Source organism: Pseudoalteromonas sp. MBR-15 (assembly GCF_053628915.1).
The window spans coordinates 263,344-283,597 of sequence record NZ_JBRJHH010000005.1 but is presented as its reverse complement, the minus strand read 5'-3'; the positions used below and the strand labels follow the sequence as shown (position 1 = coordinate 283,597).

Genomic DNA, 20,254 nt, shown 5'->3' with positions numbered 1-20,254 from the left:
AAAGTGCGCCGGGTAATAACCCGGCACAACACGACTTTAAAGGCCTAAATTAAGGCTATTTTGGATACTGTTAACCACTTCTGTTGTTGTGGTCGCGGTGACTTGGTCAGCAACTTGTTGGCTGACACTATTACTCACTGTAGAAGTTACCGTTTGCTCAACACTACTTTGCACAGAGTTGATAGCGGCTTGTTGCACATTCCCTGACAGGCTTGATTGTAGGTTGTTGCTAATGGCAGATACTTGGTTCACATCAAGCAGTGGGAGCTCGGTTATGTTTGCTTGAGTTAATGCACTTGTTTGCTGATCTAGCTGGTTTTGCAAGGTCAGTGCAGTAGGGTTAATTGCATTACTTGTGGTCATTGCATTAACCATCGATACGCTGTTATCAATAGTTGCACCTGCTTGGTTTGATATCGCTGTTACACTCACTGAGTTTGCAGACTCATTAATGCTATTAAGTGAGCTTGCGGTAGTTGCAGTAGGCGTTTGTTCAGCATTTTGAGCCGTGTTTGTTGTGTTTGTTTCAGTATTGGTTTGTGCACTGTTGCTCGTAGTCGTGTTTGTTTCTGTGGCTGAGTTTTGAGTTGTCGCAGAGCCTGAAACTTGGCTATTTTGCATCAATGATGTCGTGCTTGTTTGACTTGCATTAGCCGGTGCAAGAGATGTTTGCATATTACTTGAAGCTTGTTGGTCGGTTGATACCGATAATTGCACATCTGCTGCATAGCTCGCCGTTGTTAAACCTGCTGAAGTTACTACACACATTGCGATTAAAGTTTGTTTAAAGTGAGTCATTGTCTCGTCCTCTTTTTTACGAATTGACATAGAGGTAACGAACAGACGAGATATTTATTCCCAATTTTTTTATAAGCAGGTGTGAAAGTAAGGCAAGCTGGGCAACTTGCCTTATGGTAGAGCATGGAGCTCTGTGTTAGCTAAAAGAGCTAGATAAGGAAAAACGTAAGCCTTACCTGTTGTGCAAGCAGCCGATGGCTGCTTACAATTATGCAAAAATATGCATAATTAGGTGTCTAGAATCGTATACTTGCACCAACAAAGTAACGGGTGCCAAATTCATCTACGCTGTGCACAATGTTGCCTGCTTTTGGTTGGCGTAAGACGAGGGCTTCGTTCAATAAGTTAGCTGCCTCAAGGGTGATATCTAGATAATCAGTCGCATGCCAAACAATCGATGCATCTAATTGATCATACGGGTCGTTCATGCTGTCTAAACTACTTCCGTTATACTGGCGAACCCAGTCATCGCGGTAGTTATAGGCTAGTCGTGCACTGAAAATTTCATTTTCATAGTAACCAGATAGGTTAAATGAGTTTTGTGATACTTCTTCAATCGGAACTTCTTCGCCCGCTGAATTTGTGCGGCTGCTGTCTGTGTAGGTGTAGTTTGCTTGAATACCAAAGCCATTATCAAAGTCTTGTTGGTATTGTAATTCAAGGCCTCGTACATCGGCTGTACCGACGTTTCTTGAACGTGTTACAAGACATTCAGGACCGCAACCAGGGTAGTTTTCTTTAACGGTGGTTTGCTCAATGTAGTCGCTAATGTTCTTAATAAAGAATGTAGCACCGATAATAGATGATGGGCTGAAATACCACTCTATACCCATGTCATATTGGTCTGACTTATAGGGGTCAAGCTCGGGGCTACCGACATTGGCTGTTTGAAAGCTTTCTGAGATGATATCTGCCACTTTCATATCGTCATAATCAGGGCGTGAAATTGCAGAACCAGCGGCGAAACGAAAAATCATCTCTTCAGATAAATCAACAGCTAAGTTAAAGCTTGGTAAGTAGTTACTGTAACTTTTGTTGATTTTATCTGGCTCGCCATTAATGCTGCCGGTTGAGAGAATATCAGTGTCGACATAGCGTAAGCCGATGTTACCTCTAAAGCCTTCACCCGAAAAATTACTTTTCACGTAGGCAGCAGTGATATCTTCTTCAATCGAAAAAGCATCTTTTACGGTGATTTCAGAAGGCTTATTTTTGTGTGCGTAATCCCATATTGCGGTGCTTGCAACAGGGAATGCTGACAAACTGCCTGCACGACCTTCAGCACTGTGTAAGCCTGATACAAAGCCACCATTGAAATCGGCGAGGGTTAAGTTATCTGCTTGAGCTGCCGCGACATCTAAATCTTGGAAATCACCTTGTGATGAAAAAACTTGCTCTTGCACTTTCAAGCCTGCTTGTATCGATGTAAATAAGCCTGACTCGAGCTGGAAAGTAAAATCAGCTTGGGCGTAATCAATCGTATTATCGCGTTTGTAGTTAATAAATGTGAACTCTTGAAATAGCGCAAAGTTACTGTGATCGCTCATATAATCAGGGTTTGTTGGAATTAACTCCAAAGGTCCTGCAACGTCAAAACTAAAGCTTGAGTTTGCAGTGTCGGTAATATCACCCCACCACGTACTTGACTGTAAAGTACGGCCTTCGGCATTAGAGCGACCAACTACAAAGTCTGCTGACCATGTGTCTGCATTGTAATTAAGCGAAAAATTCAGTGCATCGGTTTGCATTTTGGGTGTTCGTAATACGGTATTATTGAAAAGGGGAGCAAGCCCAGGACCCGACGCAAGTGATGTTGCAGCTGTGACAATACCTTGATCATTGACAACAACAGAGTCACCTTGCATTTGCCCAAAGCCGACAATCGCAAATTGTGCTGAGTTTACATGGCTATTTTCAAGTTCAAATAAGTTGTAGTTTAAATCCATGCTTAAGGCGTCGCTAGGTGCGTATTGTAGCGTGATTTGTGAGCTGCTTCGCTCTCTGTCTTCATCAAATAAAATGGATGACATTGCACCATATGATTGGCGCTCTACACCATTTGTATCGACAAATGTGGTGTTACCAGCGGGACCAAAGTTTGATAGCGTTTCGCGGTATACTTTTGACTCTTCATTAGAGTAGGCAACTAAAACACCAAAGTTTTCATCGTCGTTTTTCCAACTTACAAGGCCTGAGTAAGCGGGTGACCATGTTTTAGCATTGGCGTGATAGCTGTTTTCAACAGAAGCGTAAACGGTGCCACTTTCTAAGTTAAGTGGTTTTCTTGTTCTGAGGTTAACTGTGCCTCCCATTGCGCCTTCGTTGATATCGGCCTCGGCTGATTTGTATAAATCCATTCCAGAAATTTGTTCTGCTGCCAGCATTTCAAAATTAAAACTTCGATTCATTCCACCTAAATCAAACCAACCGACACTGGCAACGTTTTGGCCATTCAGTAATACCATGCTTTGTTCTGGTGCTGTGCCACGTACGGTTACACCCGCTACTTCGCCAAATGTACGTACGACAGTCACACCAGGAATACGTTGCATGGCATCACCGATATTTTTGTCTGGGAATTTGCCAATATCTTCAGCTGAAATAGAATCAACAACAGAATCTGCAAAGCGCTTAGTGTTTAATGCTTCGGTCAGGCTGCGACGAATACCACGCACTTCAATGGTCTCCATTTCCTTGTTTTCTTGTGCCTGTGATTCACTTTGCTGAGCATAAGTTGACAGCGATACGCTTGATAGCGCTGTCATTATGCATAGCGTTAAATAATGGGTTTTTAAAGCAGCGGTTGTTTTCATTAGGTTATCCTTTTTTTGTTATCGTTATAATTAATAAAATTGATTTACTAATTATTTATTAAATCATTTTGACTAATTATCAAGTTTAATTTGGTTGTTTTATGAACGCTCTATAACAGCTTTGCTATAACTTCTGCACTAATCGCTCTGCTTGAGTAGGCGCAAATATACGTTTTTAACTGCGGGTGGTTTTCGAGTTCGTAGTCAGAGCGCATGGCAATAACGATAAGCTGATCGGGCCATTTATCGATTGCCTTTTTGAGTATTTTTTGTTGCTCAGAAACATCAAATGACTCGCCGGGCAAAGGGTAATCTTCGGTTACTAGCACAAGGGGGGTGTTGAGTTCGAAGTCGTCGCTGTTTAGAGCCGCTAACAGTTGCTGATAGCTAAGCAGTGTGTGGGGCGTATTGCGTTGTTGCAGCGTACTTACAATGACATGTTGAGCCGATAAAGGATCATTGGGGCCTATGCCTCTGTCGTTAGTTATTTTTTCGTAACCTTGCGGGTTTGCAGCAAATGCTAAGGTAAATGGACGAGTGTTGAGTGGCCAAAGTCCTTGTTCATTTCTTAATACTTTTATGGCTTTCTCTGCTGCAAGTTTTGCAATGTCAGGGGCTTTATTAAGCAGACTGTTCGTTGGTGTCGGCGAATCTGCAAAGTGCCTATATTTGAACACGAGTACCTGTTGAAGCCGGTCATTAATGACTTTTTCATCCAGAACGTTATTTTTTACAGCGTCGATAACCCCTAGAATAGTCGCCGCTTGAATTTCTTTGTAGGGGGTTGTGCTGTTTTCGTAATGCTCCTCACTTAACATGACAATATGAGCACCTGCTTCAAGCGCTTTAATAGCGGCTTCGGCAGGCTCATAATTATGCCTCATTGACCACATATTCATGCTGTCGGTAATAATAAGCCCTTTAAAACCCAATTGTTTTTGTAAAATGTCCTGCAATATGATCTTCGATAGAGTTGCGGGGTTTTTAGGGTCTATTTGCGGATAGCAAATGTGGCTTGTCATAATAAGCCCTACGCCTTGCTCAATAGCGGCTTTAAACGGAACTAAATCTTGTTGCATGAGTGCGGTAAAAGATTTATCTACAATGGGGAGGGTTTGATGTGAATCACTCTGTGTATCACCATGACCAGGAAAATGTTTTGCACAACACAGGTTTCCCGACTTATTTGCTCCCTCGACTGCAGCACTGACATGATGGGCAACTCCAACCGTTTCTTCACCAAAAGCACGTAAGCCAATAATCGGGTTATTAGGGTTTGCGTTGACATCAGCACAAGGCGAAAGCAGGGTGTTGTAACCAATTTGCTGCATTTGCTCACCATAAACTTGGTACATGTCTGCGGTAAGTGCGCGATCATTTGCTTGGCCCAGCGCCAGATTACCGGGACCTAAATCGGTATGGTGTGTGAGTATTCCCCAAGCGCCTTCTTGATCTACTGCGAGTAATAAAGGGACATCACATGCTCTTAAAGCGGCTTCCTGTTGTAGCATAGTCGCCAAATTCGTTGCCTCTTTAGGATTGGCAGCGTTGTCATCTGTGATATAAAAACCACCCACATGATAGTATTTAACTAATGCTTTTGCGTATTCGTAATCATTACCTGCAAAAGCGAGTAAGAACAGTTGACCCACTTTTTCGGCTAAGGGCAAGGTGTCGATTAATTGGGCTACTTTTTTTTCTATGCTCATGATTATACTTCCTTATGCTGCTGTTTTAGCGCCTGTGATGAGGCTAACTAAGTCTTCTTTGCTTACCTCGGATACAGCAACATCGGCAACCGATCTACCTTGGTAAAGTACAACCGCTCTGTCGCATGTTTCTACGACATGCTGCATATTATGGCTGATCAATAATACGGCAACGCCTTGAGAGCTGATAAGGTTGATAAGCTCATTGACTTGGGCACTTTGCTCAACACCTAAAGCGGCTGTTGGTTCGTCCATAATAACGATATCAGCTCCCCAGTTTACAGCGCGGGCAATGGCCACAGCTTGGCGCTGTCCGCCCGATAAACGGTAAATCTGTTCTTCAAAACTAGGAATACGGCTGTTAAGTCGGTTTAATGCTTTTTTGGCTTTTTTCTCCATGGCTTTTTTATCAAGCCAGCCTAGTCGACGAAGAATAGGGTTTTTGTGTTTTATTTCACGGTTCAGAAATAAATTTTCTGTAATGTTGAACTCTGGCACCATGGCGAGGTCTTGAAAAACTGTTTCGATTCCAACATTGCGTGCATCTAAAGGGGAGTCAATATTGACCACTTGACCATTCACGATTATTTCGCCTTCGTCTGGGCTATGAATGCCTGAAACACAGCGAACTAAGGTTGATTTCCCAGCGCCATTGTCGCCTAGTAAGCCAACAACTTCGCCTTTGTTAATGGTAAAGTTAACCCCTTGAAGTGCGTGAACACCGCCAAAACTTTTTTGTATATTTCGGACTTCTAAGGCCACTTGGTCGAGTGCTGTTCTAACCATTTTTTAACTCCTTGACACCAATAGCAACGGCAATCACTAAAATTACACCGCGCGCAATCATTTGTTCATTGGTGGAAAAACCAGAAAGGATTAACCCGTTATTGATCATACCCATTAACCACGAGCCTAAAATTGCGCCAATAATGCAAGCGCGACCACCAAAAAGACTGGTTCCACCAATGGCAACAGCCGCAATCACTGTTAATAAGTCTGCTTCGCCGAGTGTGTATCGTGCACCATGTAAACGACCGGCATATAACAAGCCTGCAAGCGCCGCTGCTAAAGAAGAAATAACCAATGCATAAAGTCTAATGCGTGTCACTTTAATGCCCATGGCGAGGGCTGCTTTTGGACTGCCTCCCACGGCGAGTAGATGACGGCCAAAAGCAAGCTTTGTTAGAACAATGTAGGCAATTGCTGCTACCACAACAGTCCAAATAAGTAAGGAAGGCACACCAAAAAGCTCGCCCGCTCCAAAAAAAGCAGTGAAAGTTTGATCGATAATTGGCACAGATTCTAAATTAGTAATTTGTCGTGCAACGCCAGTAATTACGCCCATTGTACCTAAGGTGATAAGCAATGAAGACACTTGCAAGCGCTCGATTAGTAAGCCGTTAATAAGGCCCACAATGAGTCCCACGCTCAAGGCGCCAACAACAGCAAGAGGAATGCCTACATGCTGTAGCAAAATCGCGCCGACTAACGCCGAAAGTGCAACAACGGCACCAATTGACAAGTCAATATGCCCAACGGCTAATGCAAACGTAAGTCCAATAGCCATAATAGTGACGGGCGCTGTTTGTCTTACGATATTCATGAAATTGGTGAGGCTAAAGAAGCCACTGTCATGGAGCGTAATGGTAAATAGCAGCATCACGGTCAGAAAAATATAGTAAATAAAGAACTCTCGCTTCAACGCGATCCCCTTTATTTGGTTTAGTGTTAGTTGATTTATGCTCATGTCGTTCCTTATTGTTTTAATGCTAAATCAAGTAATTTAGGCAGCGGTGCTTTAAATGCTTTTTGCCAAATAGGGGCAATATTTTCGTGGGTCACTGAGTCGAAAGGGACCAGTGTAAATTCAGGTGCTTGAATACCTATTTCAGCCCCAGCTGCAATGCGAGCCATGGTTTTACCAATGTCGTAGGGTCTGTCTGAAATGGTGCCGTATACATTGCCATTCATCGCCATATCAAGCAGGTTATTTACTCCTAAATCATGGGTAATAACTTTTATATCTTTACGGCCAATCGAGCGTAGCGTTTCAATAACGCCTTCTGCTGCGGCATCCCATGATACATAAAGAGTATCTATTTCAGGGTGTTGTAAGAGCATTGCTGCAGCGATATTGCTTGTTTCATGTTCTTTTACGAAGCCTTTTTCGCTGATCACTTTAATATTGCTGTAGCGTGCTAAGGCTTTTCGAAAAGCCTGATCGCGATTATTGGTAATAAAATAGTTAGCGTCATGGAAAATAAGCCCTACTTTGCCCGCATTATTTGATGCTTGCGCGACTAATTCTGCGGCTGCTTCTCCCATACCAAACATGTCATCAGTCACAATACCGACATAGTCTTGGTTATGTTTAAATCCTGGAATCGGGTTACTTAATAAAACCAGTCTGGCGCCGACGGCAAGTATTTTTTGATAGCTTAATTTAGTGCTTATGCCATCAATGCTCAGAGATAAAACGAGGTCGGGTTCTAGAGTTGAAATATTCTCTAAATCAGCCACTTGTTTTGCAGGGTCGTATTGCGCATCGGTTTGTGCAATCACTTTGATACCAAGCTTTTTAAACTCATCTCCTGCTCCGCGGCTAACGGCATTGATCCACGGGCTTGCGCCATGCCAAGCGAGTGCTGCGGTAAGGTGTTTATTTTTTATAGTCTTTATTTGTTCTGAAGAGAGCGCTATGTCGCTGGCATTCGCTGCTTTTGACCAGTCTATTGTTTGGCTATCTTGTGCCGATAAAGCAAAGCTGTAAAAGCATAACGAGCATAATACGTGTAAAAAGTAGCGGTTTGCTGATTTGAGTATGCTTTGCTTGCTGTTTTTTTTAGTCGATGACATGTTAAACAATCCTGTTTAATGCACGTACTTTGACTTAATTATCATAGCCTACTGTAACTAATTGTAATTTATAGGTAAGCTTGTTTTGTAATGTGAAATTAAAGTAAAAGTAACGTTTCTAAGTTGTTTTATTTATAATCATATTTATGCATGAGTATAAATATGTCAAATGTTTTTACTAATTAATTTTTGTTCGGTTTCCTGTTACGATAGCTTAAACTGCGTAAGACGTTGTAAACGAAGAAAGATGTAAAAAAGGTGGGCTTACAGTGAAAGGATCTAACGCAAAGCAAAATAAAGCGATAAATTTGCGTCTTGTACTCTCGCAAATTGTTACTCAAGGCCCTGTTTCGCGTGTGGAAATTGCGCGAAATACTCAGCTTACAAAGCAAACAATCACCAATATGGTTGAAGAGCTGCTAGCGGCAAAACTAGTAGAAGAAGTCGGGATTAAAAAAGCAGAAGGTGCAGGAAAACCGTCTAAAATGCTCGTTTTAAATAAGAAAGCAGCCTATAGCATTGCGATAAGAGTGTTGAATAACGAACTAGAAGTGGGACTTTTCTACTTAAATGGTGAGCAAATAAACCGACTGCATACCTTGGTTGAACCTGATGCGCTGTTAGATAAAGCAGCGTATTTAGTCGACACGCTAGTGCAAATCGATAATATTGATAAGTCATTAATTTTAGGCGTTGGGTTATCACTCGAAGTCAGTGATGATACGGCGATTAATCGTTTTACATTTAACAAGCAATGGCAGCAACGTTTAGCCAATAAGCTGCAATTACCCGTGGCGCTTGAAACCTCAGCTTCGGCGTGTGCTGCTTTTCAAATGTTATTTGGAGAAGCACAGCAACTTCACAACTTTATTTTTGTACACCTAGGCTCAAGAGTTGAATCAGCGGTGGTGTATGATAGGCAAATTTTGCTTGGTCAAAATGGCCTAACAGGCGCGTTAGGTGATATTTTTGTAACACCAGAAACAGATGAAAGCACAGCCGAATTAGGACGGTTAAACGACTTTGCATCGATAACATCCTTAAAAGCGATGCTTAATTTAAATGATTTAACGCAAGAAGAAGTTATTACCCAATCAGCTGTAAGTAAACATTTAGATAGGTGGGTAGACCAAGCCGCCGAGCCTCTGCGCATTGCTATTCATACGCTTGAGTCACTTTTGAATACGCAAACAATCATCATTGGTGGTGATGTCAGTGATATTTTATTAGAGAAACTAATTAAGCAATTACGGCCTTTTATACCTTCTATCTCTCAATATGGTGACAGAGAGGTTGTTAGGTTAATTAAAACCCCTGATGTTGCCAACATCACCATTAAGGGGCTAGCCACTTTACCACTTCATGCCGCATTGAGTCGTAAGAATATGCAAACGCTTTACATGCCACTTGAGCTTCAATGCTCCCAAATTCAACACTTAGTGTATGCTTCTGAAAGCTAAAATAATAATTAAAATAGTTAGTTAGGTTTAAAAATGAGAAAAATAGCAAGCTTTTTTGCCATCATTATGCTGGCTTCATCACTTGTTGGCTGTGTAGCAACATACAACCCGATCCCTAAAAACTACCAAGGCAACACGGCTAAACTTGATGATACTTACAAGGTGGGGAGCACGAGTTCTGGGCAGTTTTTTTATTTAAGCAAAGTTGATGGAAAACAGGTTAATAATTCTATTCGGGCTACGCATCAGGCATCATATGGGCAAGGAATGCTACTTACTCCGGTTGGATTTAGCCGTGAAGTACCGACAGAGCCAATGACATTAACTTTAGTTGCACAAGTACACCATGCCGCCCCCATCAATTATATGTTCAATGCGGGAAGCAATTTTATTGTGTCTGGTGATGTGTCTTTTACACCCGAAGCTAATCAACATTATGTTGTCAAAGGGTATTTAAGCCCCGATTTTTCATCTGTATGGATTGAAAATATGTCAGGAAAGCAAGTTTCAGATGCCATTGTACTTGAAGGTGACCCTGACGAAAGTAAAACAAAAATTGCGATGTTATCTGATGGGGAAGTCAAATTACCAGAGCCTGAAAAAAATCAAGCTGCACCTAAAAAGTCAATCTTAATTACCAATCAACCATTTGATAACCCATTATTTTTTCTAGAGAGAGGGTTGAGTGTCGATGCTGTAGTTACAAAGTTAGGAAAGCCTGATCATATCCGTGTAATTGAAAAAGGCTTTTTTAATAATAGCCCCGAAATACAGTTATATCATTATAAAGATATTGGGGCTGTTGAAATGGTTAAGTCACAGACAGACCAGCAGTTTTACTCTAGACGTACTCATAACGTAAGTAGTCAAGAGCATTATCAGTTTATTGATGTGGTTAACCAAGCCGATGGAATGGATACGCAACGTATTGGTCGGAAATATGACAGGATAGGTGTCTATGATGAGCAATATTTAGATGCTTTAGCCAGTAAACTATGGCTCAATAAGCAAACTACAGATGGTAATATGCTCGATGGTATCGCTTACTATTGTAAAATTTTTGCCAATGCTCAAACTGCACGATATCAATCACTGCTTAAAAGCATTATTGACAATAAAGATGTGCCATCTAAGTTACGTCGCCATTGTAAAAACGCTAAAAAAGAAATTGAAAAGTTAAAACTTACACAAGTAGAACAGTTTCAATTTCTGTAATCTTGGTCTCATTTTTAAATAAGGCCCGTTACTAAAGCAAACTAAACAAGACCGACACGACTAAAAGTAGTGCCATTAAGTAGTTAAATAGTTTTAAACGAGTGGGGCTTGAAAGCCAGTGTTGTAGTTTTTCGCCTACTAAGGTCCACGAGCTCACGCAAGGTAAATTAATTAAACCAAATACGGCACTGACGATTAATACCGCTGATACGTTTTTGTTCGGAGCGTATAAGCTTATCGCACTAAGCGCCATTGCCCATGCTTTAGGGTTCACCCATTGGAAAAGGGCCGCTTGAATAAAAGTAAAAGGCTTACCTTTATTTTGTGTGTGTTGTTGTCCGTTGCTGGTGGCTATTTTATAAGCGAGATATAACAAATAAACAACACAAAACACTTTTAGAATGAGGTAGCTTAGCGGAAATAAGTCAAACAGCTGCATAATGCCGAGGCCAACTAAAAAGAGCATCAACATAAAGCCTAACGTTACCCCAAACATATGCGGTGTGGTCCTTTTAAAACCAAAATTGGCACCTGAGCTCATCAACATTAAGTTATTGGGCCCAGGGGTAATTGACGAAACGAGGGCGAATAACGCCAGTGCTGTCATCATCTCAAAACTCATCATAGTCTCTCCCTGTTTGTTAAGTTGCAATTATAGATTGAAATGCACGCAATTATCGCGCTTAATGTTGTTTTTGGTAGTTTGAAATCACAATTTAAAATGAAGAAAGATAGAATTAACGGCAGAATATTGCATGAGTTAAGGCGTGATGGCCGTTTAGCAAATACTGAGCTGGCAGAGAAAGTGGGGTTGTCGCCATCGGCATGCCTAAGAAGGGTTCAAGAACTTGAGCGGCTCGGGGTGATTTCGGGGTACCGCGCAGTGATTAATCATCACGCTGTTGGTTTAGGTTTTATCGCTTATGTAGGCGTGGGTTTAAACGACCACTCAACAAGCTCGCAGCTCGCATTTGAGCAAGCACTCGCGTTTATTGATGAAGTTAAAGAGTGTCATAACGTGACCGGTGCGTTTGAATATTTACTGCGGGTAGAAACGGCAGATTTAAAATCATATAAAGCATTTCATGCTGATGTGCTCGGTTCAATTCCTCAGGTAAGAACCATTACGTCACATGTGGTGATGGGGTCTCCTAAAGATGAGCGAGCATAATAGGAGAGATTAAAAGAGTGATAAATGACTCTTAAGCATTTTAATAATCATGTTAATCACTCTATGAATACAGCAGACTGCTCATACGTTTAATCAATACGTTGAGAATGTACCTGTTAAATAAGGTTACTTATAAAGTCCAGAAATCCCCTGTTTTGTTAGGTATTTTTTGGCCGATACAGCATGGCGTTACTTTCTAAACTCATTTTTTTCAACGTGTTAAATGTAAAGTTGCTGTTTTTATAGAGGCGGTTTTTATGGGAGGGTTTTTGTCTATAGATAAAAATAGCGAGTCATTTTTAAGTTATGGAAAAATATATTAAATTTTATATCTTTACGCTATAGAACAAATAATAGTCAATTCGAGGATTATATTCTAAGTTTGGCTATTGAACTTGCCTTAATTGTTGGTTTATTATCCACCCCCTAATTCTAATTAAGGGATAATAATAAGAATGGATCTCCACACATTGCTCGTTTGTACGGCACTGGTTAGCTTTATAATGATGTTAACAATGGCTGCTTTGTACATTGCGAGTCGTAACGAAAGTTATTTAATTGATTGGCTGGTGTGTGGTGCATTATTTTTCGCTTCCAATTTATCGGGTATTCTCGCGACTAATGTCGATTTTCCTTCGTTTTTCCATCCTGCTTTTGCGAATGCTTGCTATTTAGCTGGGCATGCAGCGCTTTTCAGTGGCGTATCTAAATGCTTATATAATCGTTCGATGTGGGGGGTTGTGCTGATCGTTTTTGTTGGCATTTTTGTTATGCATTTTGTGCCAGCAATGAATGAGTCAATTGAACTGCGTATTGTTGTTTTGTATCCGATGATTGCTGCACTTGATATTTCGGCGATGCTAGCACTTTGGAAGCACCGAAAAGAAGAGGCGGGCAAAGCGTATTACTTGCTCATTATTTTGTTGTTTATTTTCTCGGCGCAACAGTTATTTAGAGGCTATTTGTTACTGACAGGTATTGAAAATACGCCATGGATTGAAAAGCATCAACTTTTAAACATAGGTAGTTTAGCGGTTATCGCTTTTTACTTTTTACTGACGATAGCATTTTCTGTTGTGGTGACTTGGCGTAAAGAACTCGCGTTAAGAGAGTATTCTTTAACGGATCATTTAACAGGGTGGTATAACCGTAAAGCGCTTGAGGTATTTGCTAATAAAGAGCTAAAGCGATGTATACGCAATGACACCCAGTTAGCATTTATAGTGTTTGATATTGACCACTTTAAATCAGTGAACGATCAGTTTGGACATATACTTGGCGATAAAGCTATCGCACATGTAACCGCAATTGCTAAACAGCAACTCAGGGAATATGACCAATATTTTCGCTTAGGAGGCGAAGAGTTTGCTGTGTTAGTGAGCCACATAAGCGGCCAAGACGTTGAATTATTGGCACAGCGTATTCGAAAATCAGTTGCAAAAACACCGCTTATTTTAGACGATGAAACTGTGTATCTGACAGTAAGTGTCGGAGTTGCAATGTTGAACCCACAAGAAACAAGTTGGCAAACAGTACTAAAACGTGCAGATGATGCGTTGTATCGTTCAAAGCATCAAGGTCGTAATCAAGTAACGAGTTGTGGCGACTTAGCAAAAATATAAGCATCTCGAAAATAATTGCTTATTCCGAGTTTGAAACACTCCACTAGAGAGAACATTAACTTTTCACAATACTGTGATGATGACTTTTAAGCGCATTCATAAAATGGCTAGTCCGGTTTTGTGAATGGTTAGTTTTGCCGTTTGGAATATCACCGTTATTTAGTTTTATTGTGCCGAATCAACAACTCGCAGTGGTTAAAGCGTCGTTATTAGGTGCTTTATGACATTTTCGTGAAGATTGTGATACTGTAACTTTTTATGATTTCTTTGCTTTATAATGCTCTTTTTATTTGTATGATAAAGCTGGTTTCAGCTTGGAGTTAGCATGGTTTCACGTCGAGAATTTTTGGTAGGGGCGGGTACGTTAGCCTTTTTAGGGTTATCAAAAAGTGCCATTGGCAAAGTGTCGCTTAATGATTTGCAAACAACGATCAAAGGGTTTGGTCCTTTATTGCCTGACCCTGATGCGCTATTAGATTTACCCGCAGGTTTTAGTTATCAGATTATTTCGAGCTTAGGTGAGAAAATGTCAGATGGCTTCACTGTTCCCGACAAAGCCGATGGTATGGGCTGTCTTGCTATTGGTAATGACCGTGTTGCTTTGGTGCGCAACCACGAATTAAAACCAACAGATTTAACTAAAGCCGAAGCCAGTATCGCACAGCATAAAACACCATTCGCCTTCGATACTAACCGCGAAGGTGTCGCACTTCCTGGTGGCACCAGCCACATTATTTATAATTTAAAAACCCATCAAAAAGAGCAAGAGTATCTTTCGTTAGTGGGCACTATTCGTAACTGTTCTGGTGGTATTACGCCTTGGGGCTCGTGGCTGACTTGTGAAGAAACAACCGACACCAAAGCCGATGGATTCAATCAAGATCATGGTTATATTTTTGAGGTGCCTGCCAATAGTAAAGGCCTCATTAAACCTGAGCCATTGAAAGCCATGGGACGCTTTAATCATGAAGCGGCCGCTGTCGACCCTCGCACTGGTATTGTGTATTTAACCGAAGATAAGGGTGACAGCGTTTTTTACCGTTTCATTCCTAACGAATATGGCAAGCTGCACAAAGGCGGCCAATTACAAGCAATGGTCGTTAAAGGGAAACCACAGTTCGATAGCCGTAACTGGCATAGTAAGACCATGCCACTGCATCAAGAGTTGGATGTTGAGTGGATTGACTTAGATAACCCTGAAAGCCCGAAAGATGACTTACGCTTACGTGGCTTTAAGCAAGGCGCTGCTTTATTTGCGCGAGGTGAAGGCATTCACTGGGGTGATAAAGAGCTTTATTTTTGTTGTACTAATGGCGGTAAAAAGCAACTTGGTCAGGTAATGAAATACCAGCCATCAGAATTTGAAGGCACTAATAAAGAAGCTGAGCAACCTGGCAAGATATCGTTGTTTGTTGAGAGTACCAGCAAAACACTCTATAACTTTGGCGATAACTTAACAGTGTCACCAAATGGCCATTTAATTGTTTGTGAAGATCAATACACCGATGTGGTTGATAATCACTTGCGTGGTGTGACTCCTGAAGGACAGGTTTATAATTTTGCGCGTTTGGTTGCGCAAACAGAACTTGCCGGAGCCTGTTTTTCGCCCGATGGCAGTACCTTGTTTGTAAATGTTTACTCACCAGCAAAAACACTCGCCATAACAGGTCCTTGGCATCAGTTTAGTGGTTGATTAAAGCGCTGCTCATAACGTTTTTCATTCGTAATGAGTATGCGTTATTTAACGGGGCTTTTTTGATGCTCTACGGGCATGCTTTGCTATCCATTTAGTCATCTTTTTCATTAAAGCGGGTGGAAAATCATGCCCCATGCCGGGCACCACTTTTAATTTACTGCGTTTGATTATAAGTGCGGTATTAATGCCAGCTTCAAGAGGGATGACAGGGTCGGCACTGCCGTGAATAATCAAGGTCGGGGCTTTAATTTTTTTCAATAGTTTTTCGCGATAAGGGGTTGCTGCAATGGCTGCTAGTTGGCGTTTGAAACCCTGTTGATTATGAGCGGCACGCTTACTATAACGGTTTGCGTTTTCATACAAAGCGCATTCATCTTGCGGGTAAGCAGGGCTGCCAATTAATTGATTAAGGCGTACGTTGTATTTTATTTCGGCTTCTTTAGTTCGGTTTCGTGGCTGTATTTTAGCTAGTTTTATGAGTAAATTAATGTTCGAGCCTGAAAACGACCAAGGTGAACTACTCGACATAATGGTGGTTAAACTGAGTACGCGCTTTTTGTACTTTGCTGCAGCTATTTGTGCAATCATGCCCCCCATTGATGCCCCCACTAAATGCGCTTGTTTGATAGAAAGTGCATTCATCAACTCTTTTACATCACGGGCCATGTCATCTAATGAGTAGGGGAGGTGGGTGCGTAGCGGTAAACGGCGGCTCAGCCAATGTTTAATAAGGCTTGGTTTGCCTAATTCATCGAGCGATGATGACAGCCCTGCATCGCGATTATCAAAGCGAATTACTCTAAACCCTTTTTCTACTAAACCACTATACAAGGCCTCTGGCCACACGGTAAATTGTGCGCCTAAGCCAATAATCAATATGATCACAGGTGCATCAAGGTCACCTTTATCTTGGTAACTAATAGATATACCGCTGGCTGTGAGAATATTTTCCATTCTTTAACTAACAGGCTTACGCAGGTTAATGAAGTATAAATGGCATTGTTGGCAGTTTAGTGACAGTCGGATGACCTGCTCGAAGTAGGCAGCACAACAGTGAGTGCTGCCTATATTCAGGGAGAAAAATATTAGAAGTAAGCGGTAACGCCAATCCAGAAATTACGGCTTTTATCTTTTACGTTGTAGTCATCAGTGAAAGTGACTTCACTCACTACGCCACGACCTGTTAGGTACTCGTACTCTCCATCCCCATTTAAGTCGGTATAGCTCGTACTATAAGAGGTGAAATCTTCGTCGAGTAGGTTGTTTACGCGAGCGTTAATTTGCACGTACTCATTAACATAGAACTGTGCACCTAGATTAAGTAGGTTGTAGTTTTTGTAATACAGCGCTTTATCGTGCACGTTATCCCAGCCACGGTAACGATCTGAGCGATACACACCTTGTAAATAAAGGTTGATTGAGTCGGTGGCTTCCCAGTTTAGCGTTAAGTTGGCCATGTGCTCAGCACTGTTAGTTAATGGTTTGCCTTGTTCTGGTCCGCTCTTTTGTTCGCTGTCAGTCCATGTGTAGTTACCATTGATTGACACCGTGTTGGTTAGTGTATATTGGCCAGCAATTTCAACACCTTGTAGATCAACTTCATCAATATTAATTTTTTGGCTGTAGCTGTCATAGCCAAGTTGATCGTATTGGCCTAAGTTAACACACGGGCGCACACCATTGGTTTGCTCACAGCTTAAAATGGTATCTCCGCGGGCTATTTTATCTTCGAACTTGGTGTTGTAATAAGTGACATTGATGTTGTGATCACCTTCAAGTGATGTCCAATAAAGCGCGATTTCTGAGTTAACACTGGTTTCTGGTTCTAAGTCTGGGTTACCAGCAAATGGGCTGGTGCCTTGACCACCAAAACCAGTAATACCGTCGTATAGGTCGGTTGTTTGTGGGGTTTTATAACCTGTGCTAACACCGCCTTTTAAAGTCCAAGTGTCAGATAAGTTGTACACAGCGTACACGCGGGGTGATACTTGGCTGCCAAATACATCATGGTCGTCGTAACGGGCACCCAAAGTGAAAGTAAAGTTATCGGTTGCCATCCAGTTATCTTCGGCAAATACCGAGTACATGTTTTGTTCTTGAACTTGACCGGCTTGGTCACTTTCAAGACCAAATACACCATCTTTTAACTCACCATCAATTAACTGACCACCAATTGCTAAATTGTGGCTGCCAAAACCGCCAGTGATTGGAATATCAAAGCGTAAATCATACGTGTACTGACTGCTTTCGAGTGGGCGAGCTGGGCGGGGTAAGAAGGTGTCTTCGGCTAAATCTTTTCGTGCTTGCTCATCCATACCTTCATATTCGCCAGTGCCATCGTACATAGCTTGCAGTTCTATACGCTCACTAACGCTTAGAGGCAAAGTGCGGCCGTTATTTTGCGTATCAACATACGATACCGACGCTTTAATGGTGGCCCATTCAAGCTCACCATCATAACTAAATGACCACCACTCACGGTCAAACTCTTGATCGGCGGCATAACCTGCACGTGGATTAACCTGACCACGTCTATCTTGCCAAATAGATTCAATATTATCTTTAGTGCCTAAAGGGTAAGTGATAGTGCCTGATTCAATATCGTAGCTTGGCGTGTTGTCATACACTTGGCTTGAGTTGTCATAATCAAACCGTAAATGATGAGAATCAAAAGGTGTGTAAGTTAAAGTAAAGCCGTATTGTTCGTTGGTATTATCAACAGTACGACCACCACTACCAAAGCCAAGTGAGCGAGTATGGACTACGCCATTAGGATCGACCGCAGGTTCAAATGTTGGCGAGGAGGCTTGTTGCTCATAAATACTGCCGCGCACACCTAAGCTTAAAACATCTTTGATAAGCGGACCCATCACGCTAAAGTCGGTGGTAATGTCATCACCAAAGTCGTCGTTTTGCTGTAATGAACGGCTAAATGACACTGCACCGCTCCAGTTATCAGTGTGCTTTTTAGTGATGATATTAATAACACCACCAAGTGCGTCTGCTCCATAAAGTGTCGATGCAGGGCCGCGAATAACCTCAACACGTTCAATAGCGTCAACCGGCGGCACGTGATTAAAGGCGTTACCACCAAAGTTATTAGGGTATATATCACCGTGGTTGTTTTGACGTTTACCATCGATCAATAGCAGGGTGTATTCACCTGTTAAACCACGCATACTCACACTGCCTTGGCCTGTTTTGTCGCGGGTTGTACCAATGTCGATGCCTTCTAAATACTGCACTGCATCGAGCACCGAAGTAAAGGCGTGAGATTTAATATCTTCATTTGTGATAATTGAAATACTTGCAGGTGCTTCAGTTACTTTTTGCTCAAAACCAGTGGCGGTAATAACTAAATGTTCCATGTCTTGCTTAGGCTTTGCATCATCTGCTATTGCTGAAAATTGTGCGGTAATTGCCAGAGTTAATAAGCTAAGTCTTATTGATTTCATTGTTGATCCCAATTTTTTTTGTTAGTCCATATAAGATGGCGGTTATAGTATATAAAACACAAATAAGATCAAGAATAATTCGCATTTGAGTGTTTGTTTTAAAGCCAGCTTTCCACGGCGCTTATTAAAAAAGGGGCTGATAGCGGGTAATTAACTATCATTACTTTTATTGCAGAAAAGGAATGGCAGAAAAGGAATTGAAAAAGTGAAGTGGGGGAATAAGCTTACGAAACGCTGTTTAAACGTTTAAATTTTAATGAGTTATAAATACCTTTATAACTGTTTTATAAAAACATGGGATGCCAAAGCCTGCCAAAAACATACTGAACTCGGCACGTGCTTGCGCTTACACGAACAACCGATAGCCATATTTGCACGGTAATGCTTTTAGCCGCTTTGTTTTAAGTGGCTTAAATTATAAGTTCAAGTGGTTAGGTATTATTGCTGATTATAGCGATGACTCAACGCGCGTAGTCGATGTCTTTGAAGGCATCATAAACCGCTAAATGCAATGTGTCGCCGTGCTCATGTTCGGAGAAAAACTGGAATTTCACTTGGCTTTTGTCTTTAAGTGAAAGAGCAAGTTGTTTGTATAATTCTTTCGCAACTCGCTCCATTACATGGCCTTCTTTGCCAACTGCAATGTACACCGATTTAGGAGGGTGATTTGGTTTAAATTGGCTTTTTAATAACGCCTCATCGTCCCACCACAAGCTTGGGCTTATGATTAGGTAATGATCGAATAACGCACTGTGATTATACAATATTTCAGTTGCAAGCAAGCCCCCTAAAGATTGACCTATTAGGGTCTCTGTGCCGTTAGTACGGTACTCTTTGGCGATTAATGGTTTTAATTCATGTTGTAAAAAATGGATAAATTGTTCAGCTCCCCCATGGCTTGGAAGTTCTTGTTGGTCAAAGTGGTTGTTACTTTTTGTGGTGAAGTCGTGCTTTCTATCAATATTACTTATCCCGACAACAATGGTGTCGGGGATCATTTTGATCCATGAAAAATTCGCAAATTGCACCAGACCCGCTATATGAATAAAGTCTTCATTTTTAGAACCATCTAATAAGTAAATGACCGGATAATGTTTGTCTGTATTTTTTTCATAGCTTTGCGGCAAATACACATTTATAGAGCGAACTTGATGCAACACTTCAGAGTTAAAGCTTAGGGTTGTGGCAAAGTCAAAAGGGGTGGCGTTTATAGCAATGTCAGCTTTTGTGGGATAGCTGGTTATTAAAAAGAATAAAGTGATACATATAACGCTAATAGATTTCATGGTTTTCCAAATTCAAATTGCTCGTTTATTCCTTCATTAATACTAGCCCTAGTAAGGTTATTTTAATACATGACGCACACTCAGAAAATTCAGAACTTATTTGAGCCGGCTATTTTTTGAAAATGTTTTGATAGCGTTGTCAATTTACGTCTTTCGTGCGAGTTAATAGTGTG

15 protein-coding genes are annotated in these 20,254 nt (G+C 41.4%); 5 read left to right on the top strand and 10 right to left on the bottom strand.

Annotated elements, in window-relative coordinates; genetic code table 11:
- Positions 1–36: 36 nt before the first annotated feature.
- The 6 genes from ACSSVW_RS09340 to ACSSVW_RS09315 all read right to left on the bottom strand — a co-directional run bounded on the left by ACSSVW_RS09340 (position 37) and on the right by ACSSVW_RS09315 (position 8,176).
- Positions 37–798: a hypothetical protein gene (locus tag ACSSVW_RS09340; protein ID WP_454179206.1), complete on the bottom strand. Its 762-nt coding sequence runs from the start codon at positions 796–798 to the stop codon at positions 37–39.
- A gap of 236 nt (positions 799–1,034) precedes the next feature.
- Positions 1,035–3,611, bottom strand: a complete 2,577-nt coding sequence (locus tag ACSSVW_RS09335; RefSeq protein ID WP_454179205.1) for a TonB-dependent receptor — start codon at positions 3,609–3,611, stop codon at positions 1,035–1,037.
- A 110-nt stretch (positions 3,612–3,721) separates the two neighbouring features.
- Complete coding sequence (locus ACSSVW_RS09330; protein ID WP_454179204.1) at positions 3,722–5,320, bottom strand: glycoside hydrolase family 3 protein; 1,599 nt, start codon at positions 5,318–5,320, stop codon at positions 3,722–3,724.
- Between the two features lie 12 nt (positions 5,321–5,332).
- Positions 5,333–6,106 (bottom strand): ATP-binding cassette domain-containing protein, encoded by a 774-nt coding sequence (locus ACSSVW_RS09325; protein ID WP_074989010.1) that lies wholly within the window; start codon positions 6,104–6,106, stop codon positions 5,333–5,335.
- Positions 6,099–7,067 carry an ABC transporter permease gene (locus tag ACSSVW_RS09320; protein WP_118844501.1) on the bottom strand — a complete coding sequence of 323 codons (969 nt, stop codon included), beginning with the start codon at positions 7,065–7,067 and terminating at the stop codon, positions 6,099–6,101. Before ACSSVW_RS09320 ends, ACSSVW_RS09325 begins: the two co-directional genes overlap by 8 nt.
- An 8-nt stretch (positions 7,068–7,075) precedes the next feature.
- Positions 7,076–8,176 (bottom strand): substrate-binding domain-containing protein, encoded by a 1,101-nt coding sequence (locus ACSSVW_RS09315; protein ID WP_454179203.1) that lies wholly within the window; start codon positions 8,174–8,176, stop codon positions 7,076–7,078.
- Positions 8,177–8,445: 269 nt separating this feature from the next.
- On the opposite strand from ACSSVW_RS09315, the gene ACSSVW_RS09310 reads away from it, so the two are divergent.
- Both ACSSVW_RS09310 and ACSSVW_RS09305 read left to right on the top strand, forming a co-directional pair.
- Positions 8,446–9,636 (top strand): ROK family transcriptional regulator, encoded by a 1,191-nt coding sequence (locus ACSSVW_RS09310; RefSeq protein WP_074989007.1) that lies wholly within the window; start codon positions 8,446–8,448, stop codon positions 9,634–9,636.
- Between the two features lie 33 nt (positions 9,637–9,669).
- Entirely contained in the window at positions 9,670–10,851 is a 1,182-nt protein-coding gene (locus ACSSVW_RS09305) for a hypothetical protein (RefSeq protein WP_421418659.1), read from the top strand.
- A 31-nt stretch (positions 10,852–10,882) separates the two neighbouring features.
- Here ACSSVW_RS09305 and ACSSVW_RS09300 read toward each other — a convergent pair whose 3' ends face one another.
- Positions 10,883–11,473 carry a LysE family translocator gene (locus ACSSVW_RS09300; protein WP_074989061.1) on the bottom strand — a complete coding sequence of 197 codons (591 nt, stop codon included), beginning with the start codon at positions 11,471–11,473 and terminating at the stop codon, positions 10,883–10,885.
- 99 nt (positions 11,474–11,572) lie between these two features.
- On the opposite strand from ACSSVW_RS09300, the gene ACSSVW_RS09295 reads away from it, so the two are divergent.
- The 3 genes from ACSSVW_RS09295 (at position 11,573) to ACSSVW_RS09285 (ending at position 15,337) form a co-directional block, all read left to right on the top strand.
- On the top strand, positions 11,573–12,022 hold the full coding sequence (locus tag ACSSVW_RS09295; RefSeq protein ID WP_454179223.1) for an Lrp/AsnC family transcriptional regulator: 450 nt from the start codon (positions 11,573–11,575) through the stop codon (positions 12,020–12,022).
- A gap of 455 nt (positions 12,023–12,477) precedes the next feature.
- Positions 12,478–13,644, top strand: coding sequence for a GGDEF domain-containing protein (locus ACSSVW_RS09290; protein WP_065978609.1), 1,167 nt, complete (start codon positions 12,478–12,480; stop codon positions 13,642–13,644).
- Between the two features lie 325 nt (positions 13,645–13,969).
- Positions 13,970–15,337 carry an alkaline phosphatase PhoX gene (locus ACSSVW_RS09285; protein WP_454179202.1) on the top strand — a complete coding sequence of 456 codons (1,368 nt, stop codon included), beginning with the start codon at positions 13,970–13,972 and terminating at the stop codon, positions 15,335–15,337.
- A 48-nt stretch (positions 15,338–15,385) separates the two neighbouring features.
- Here ACSSVW_RS09285 and ACSSVW_RS09280 read toward each other — a convergent pair whose 3' ends face one another.
- From ACSSVW_RS09280 to ACSSVW_RS09270, 3 genes are all read right to left on the bottom strand, one after another.
- Complete coding sequence (locus tag ACSSVW_RS09280) at positions 15,386–16,294, bottom strand: alpha/beta fold hydrolase (RefSeq protein WP_417699793.1); 909 nt, start codon at positions 16,292–16,294, stop codon at positions 15,386–15,388.
- 131 nt (positions 16,295–16,425) lie between these two features.
- Entirely contained in the window at positions 16,426–18,795 is a 2,370-nt protein-coding gene (locus ACSSVW_RS09275; RefSeq protein WP_454179201.1) for a TonB-dependent receptor domain-containing protein, read from the bottom strand.
- A gap of 461 nt (positions 18,796–19,256) precedes the next feature.
- Positions 19,257–20,081 (bottom strand): alpha/beta hydrolase, encoded by an 825-nt coding sequence (locus ACSSVW_RS09270; protein WP_454179200.1) that lies wholly within the window; start codon positions 20,079–20,081, stop codon positions 19,257–19,259.
- Positions 20,082–20,254: the final 173 nt, after the last annotated feature.

Bases quoted from the DNA above. Each gene is read 5' to 3' on its own strand.
- ACSSVW_RS09325 (WP_074989010.1), bottom strand. From the start codon at position 6,106: ATGGTTAGAACAGCACTCGACCAAGTGGCCTTAGAAGTCCGAAATATA.
- ACSSVW_RS09295 (WP_454179223.1), top strand. From the start codon at position 11,573: ATGAAGAAAGATAGAATTAACGGCAGAATATTGCATGAGTTAAGGCGT.
- ACSSVW_RS09280 (WP_417699793.1), bottom strand. From the start codon at position 16,294: ATGGAAAATATTCTCACAGCCAGCGGTATATCTATTAGTTACCAAGAT.
- ACSSVW_RS09330 (WP_454179204.1), bottom strand. From the start codon at position 5,320: ATGAGCATAGAAAAAAAAGTAGCCCAATTAATCGACACCTTGCCCTTA.
- ACSSVW_RS09270 (WP_454179200.1), bottom strand. From the start codon at position 20,081: ATGAAATCTATTAGCGTTATATGTATCACTTTATTCTTTTTAATAACC.
- ACSSVW_RS09275 (WP_454179201.1), bottom strand. From the start codon at position 18,795: ATGAAATCAATAAGACTTAGCTTATTAACTCTGGCAATTACCGCACAA.
- ACSSVW_RS09285 (WP_454179202.1), top strand. From the start codon at position 13,970: ATGGTTTCACGTCGAGAATTTTTGGTAGGGGCGGGTACGTTAGCCTTT.
- ACSSVW_RS09340 (WP_454179206.1), bottom strand. From the start codon at position 798: ATGACTCACTTTAAACAAACTTTAATCGCAATGTGTGTAGTAACTTCA.
- ACSSVW_RS09305 (WP_421418659.1), top strand. From the start codon at position 9,670: ATGAGAAAAATAGCAAGCTTTTTTGCCATCATTATGCTGGCTTCATCA.
- ACSSVW_RS09300 (WP_074989061.1), bottom strand. From the start codon at position 11,473: ATGAGTTTTGAGATGATGACAGCACTGGCGTTATTCGCCCTCGTTTCG.
- ACSSVW_RS09335 (WP_454179205.1), bottom strand. From the start codon at position 3,611: ATGAAAACAACCGCTGCTTTAAAAACCCATTATTTAACGCTATGCATA.
- ACSSVW_RS09320 (WP_118844501.1), bottom strand. From the start codon at position 7,067: ATGAGCATAAATCAACTAACACTAAACCAAATAAAGGGGATCGCGTTG.
- ACSSVW_RS09290 (WP_065978609.1), top strand. From the start codon at position 12,478: ATGGATCTCCACACATTGCTCGTTTGTACGGCACTGGTTAGCTTTATA.
- ACSSVW_RS09315 (WP_454179203.1), bottom strand. From the start codon at position 8,176: ATGTCATCGACTAAAAAAAACAGCAAGCAAAGCATACTCAAATCAGCA.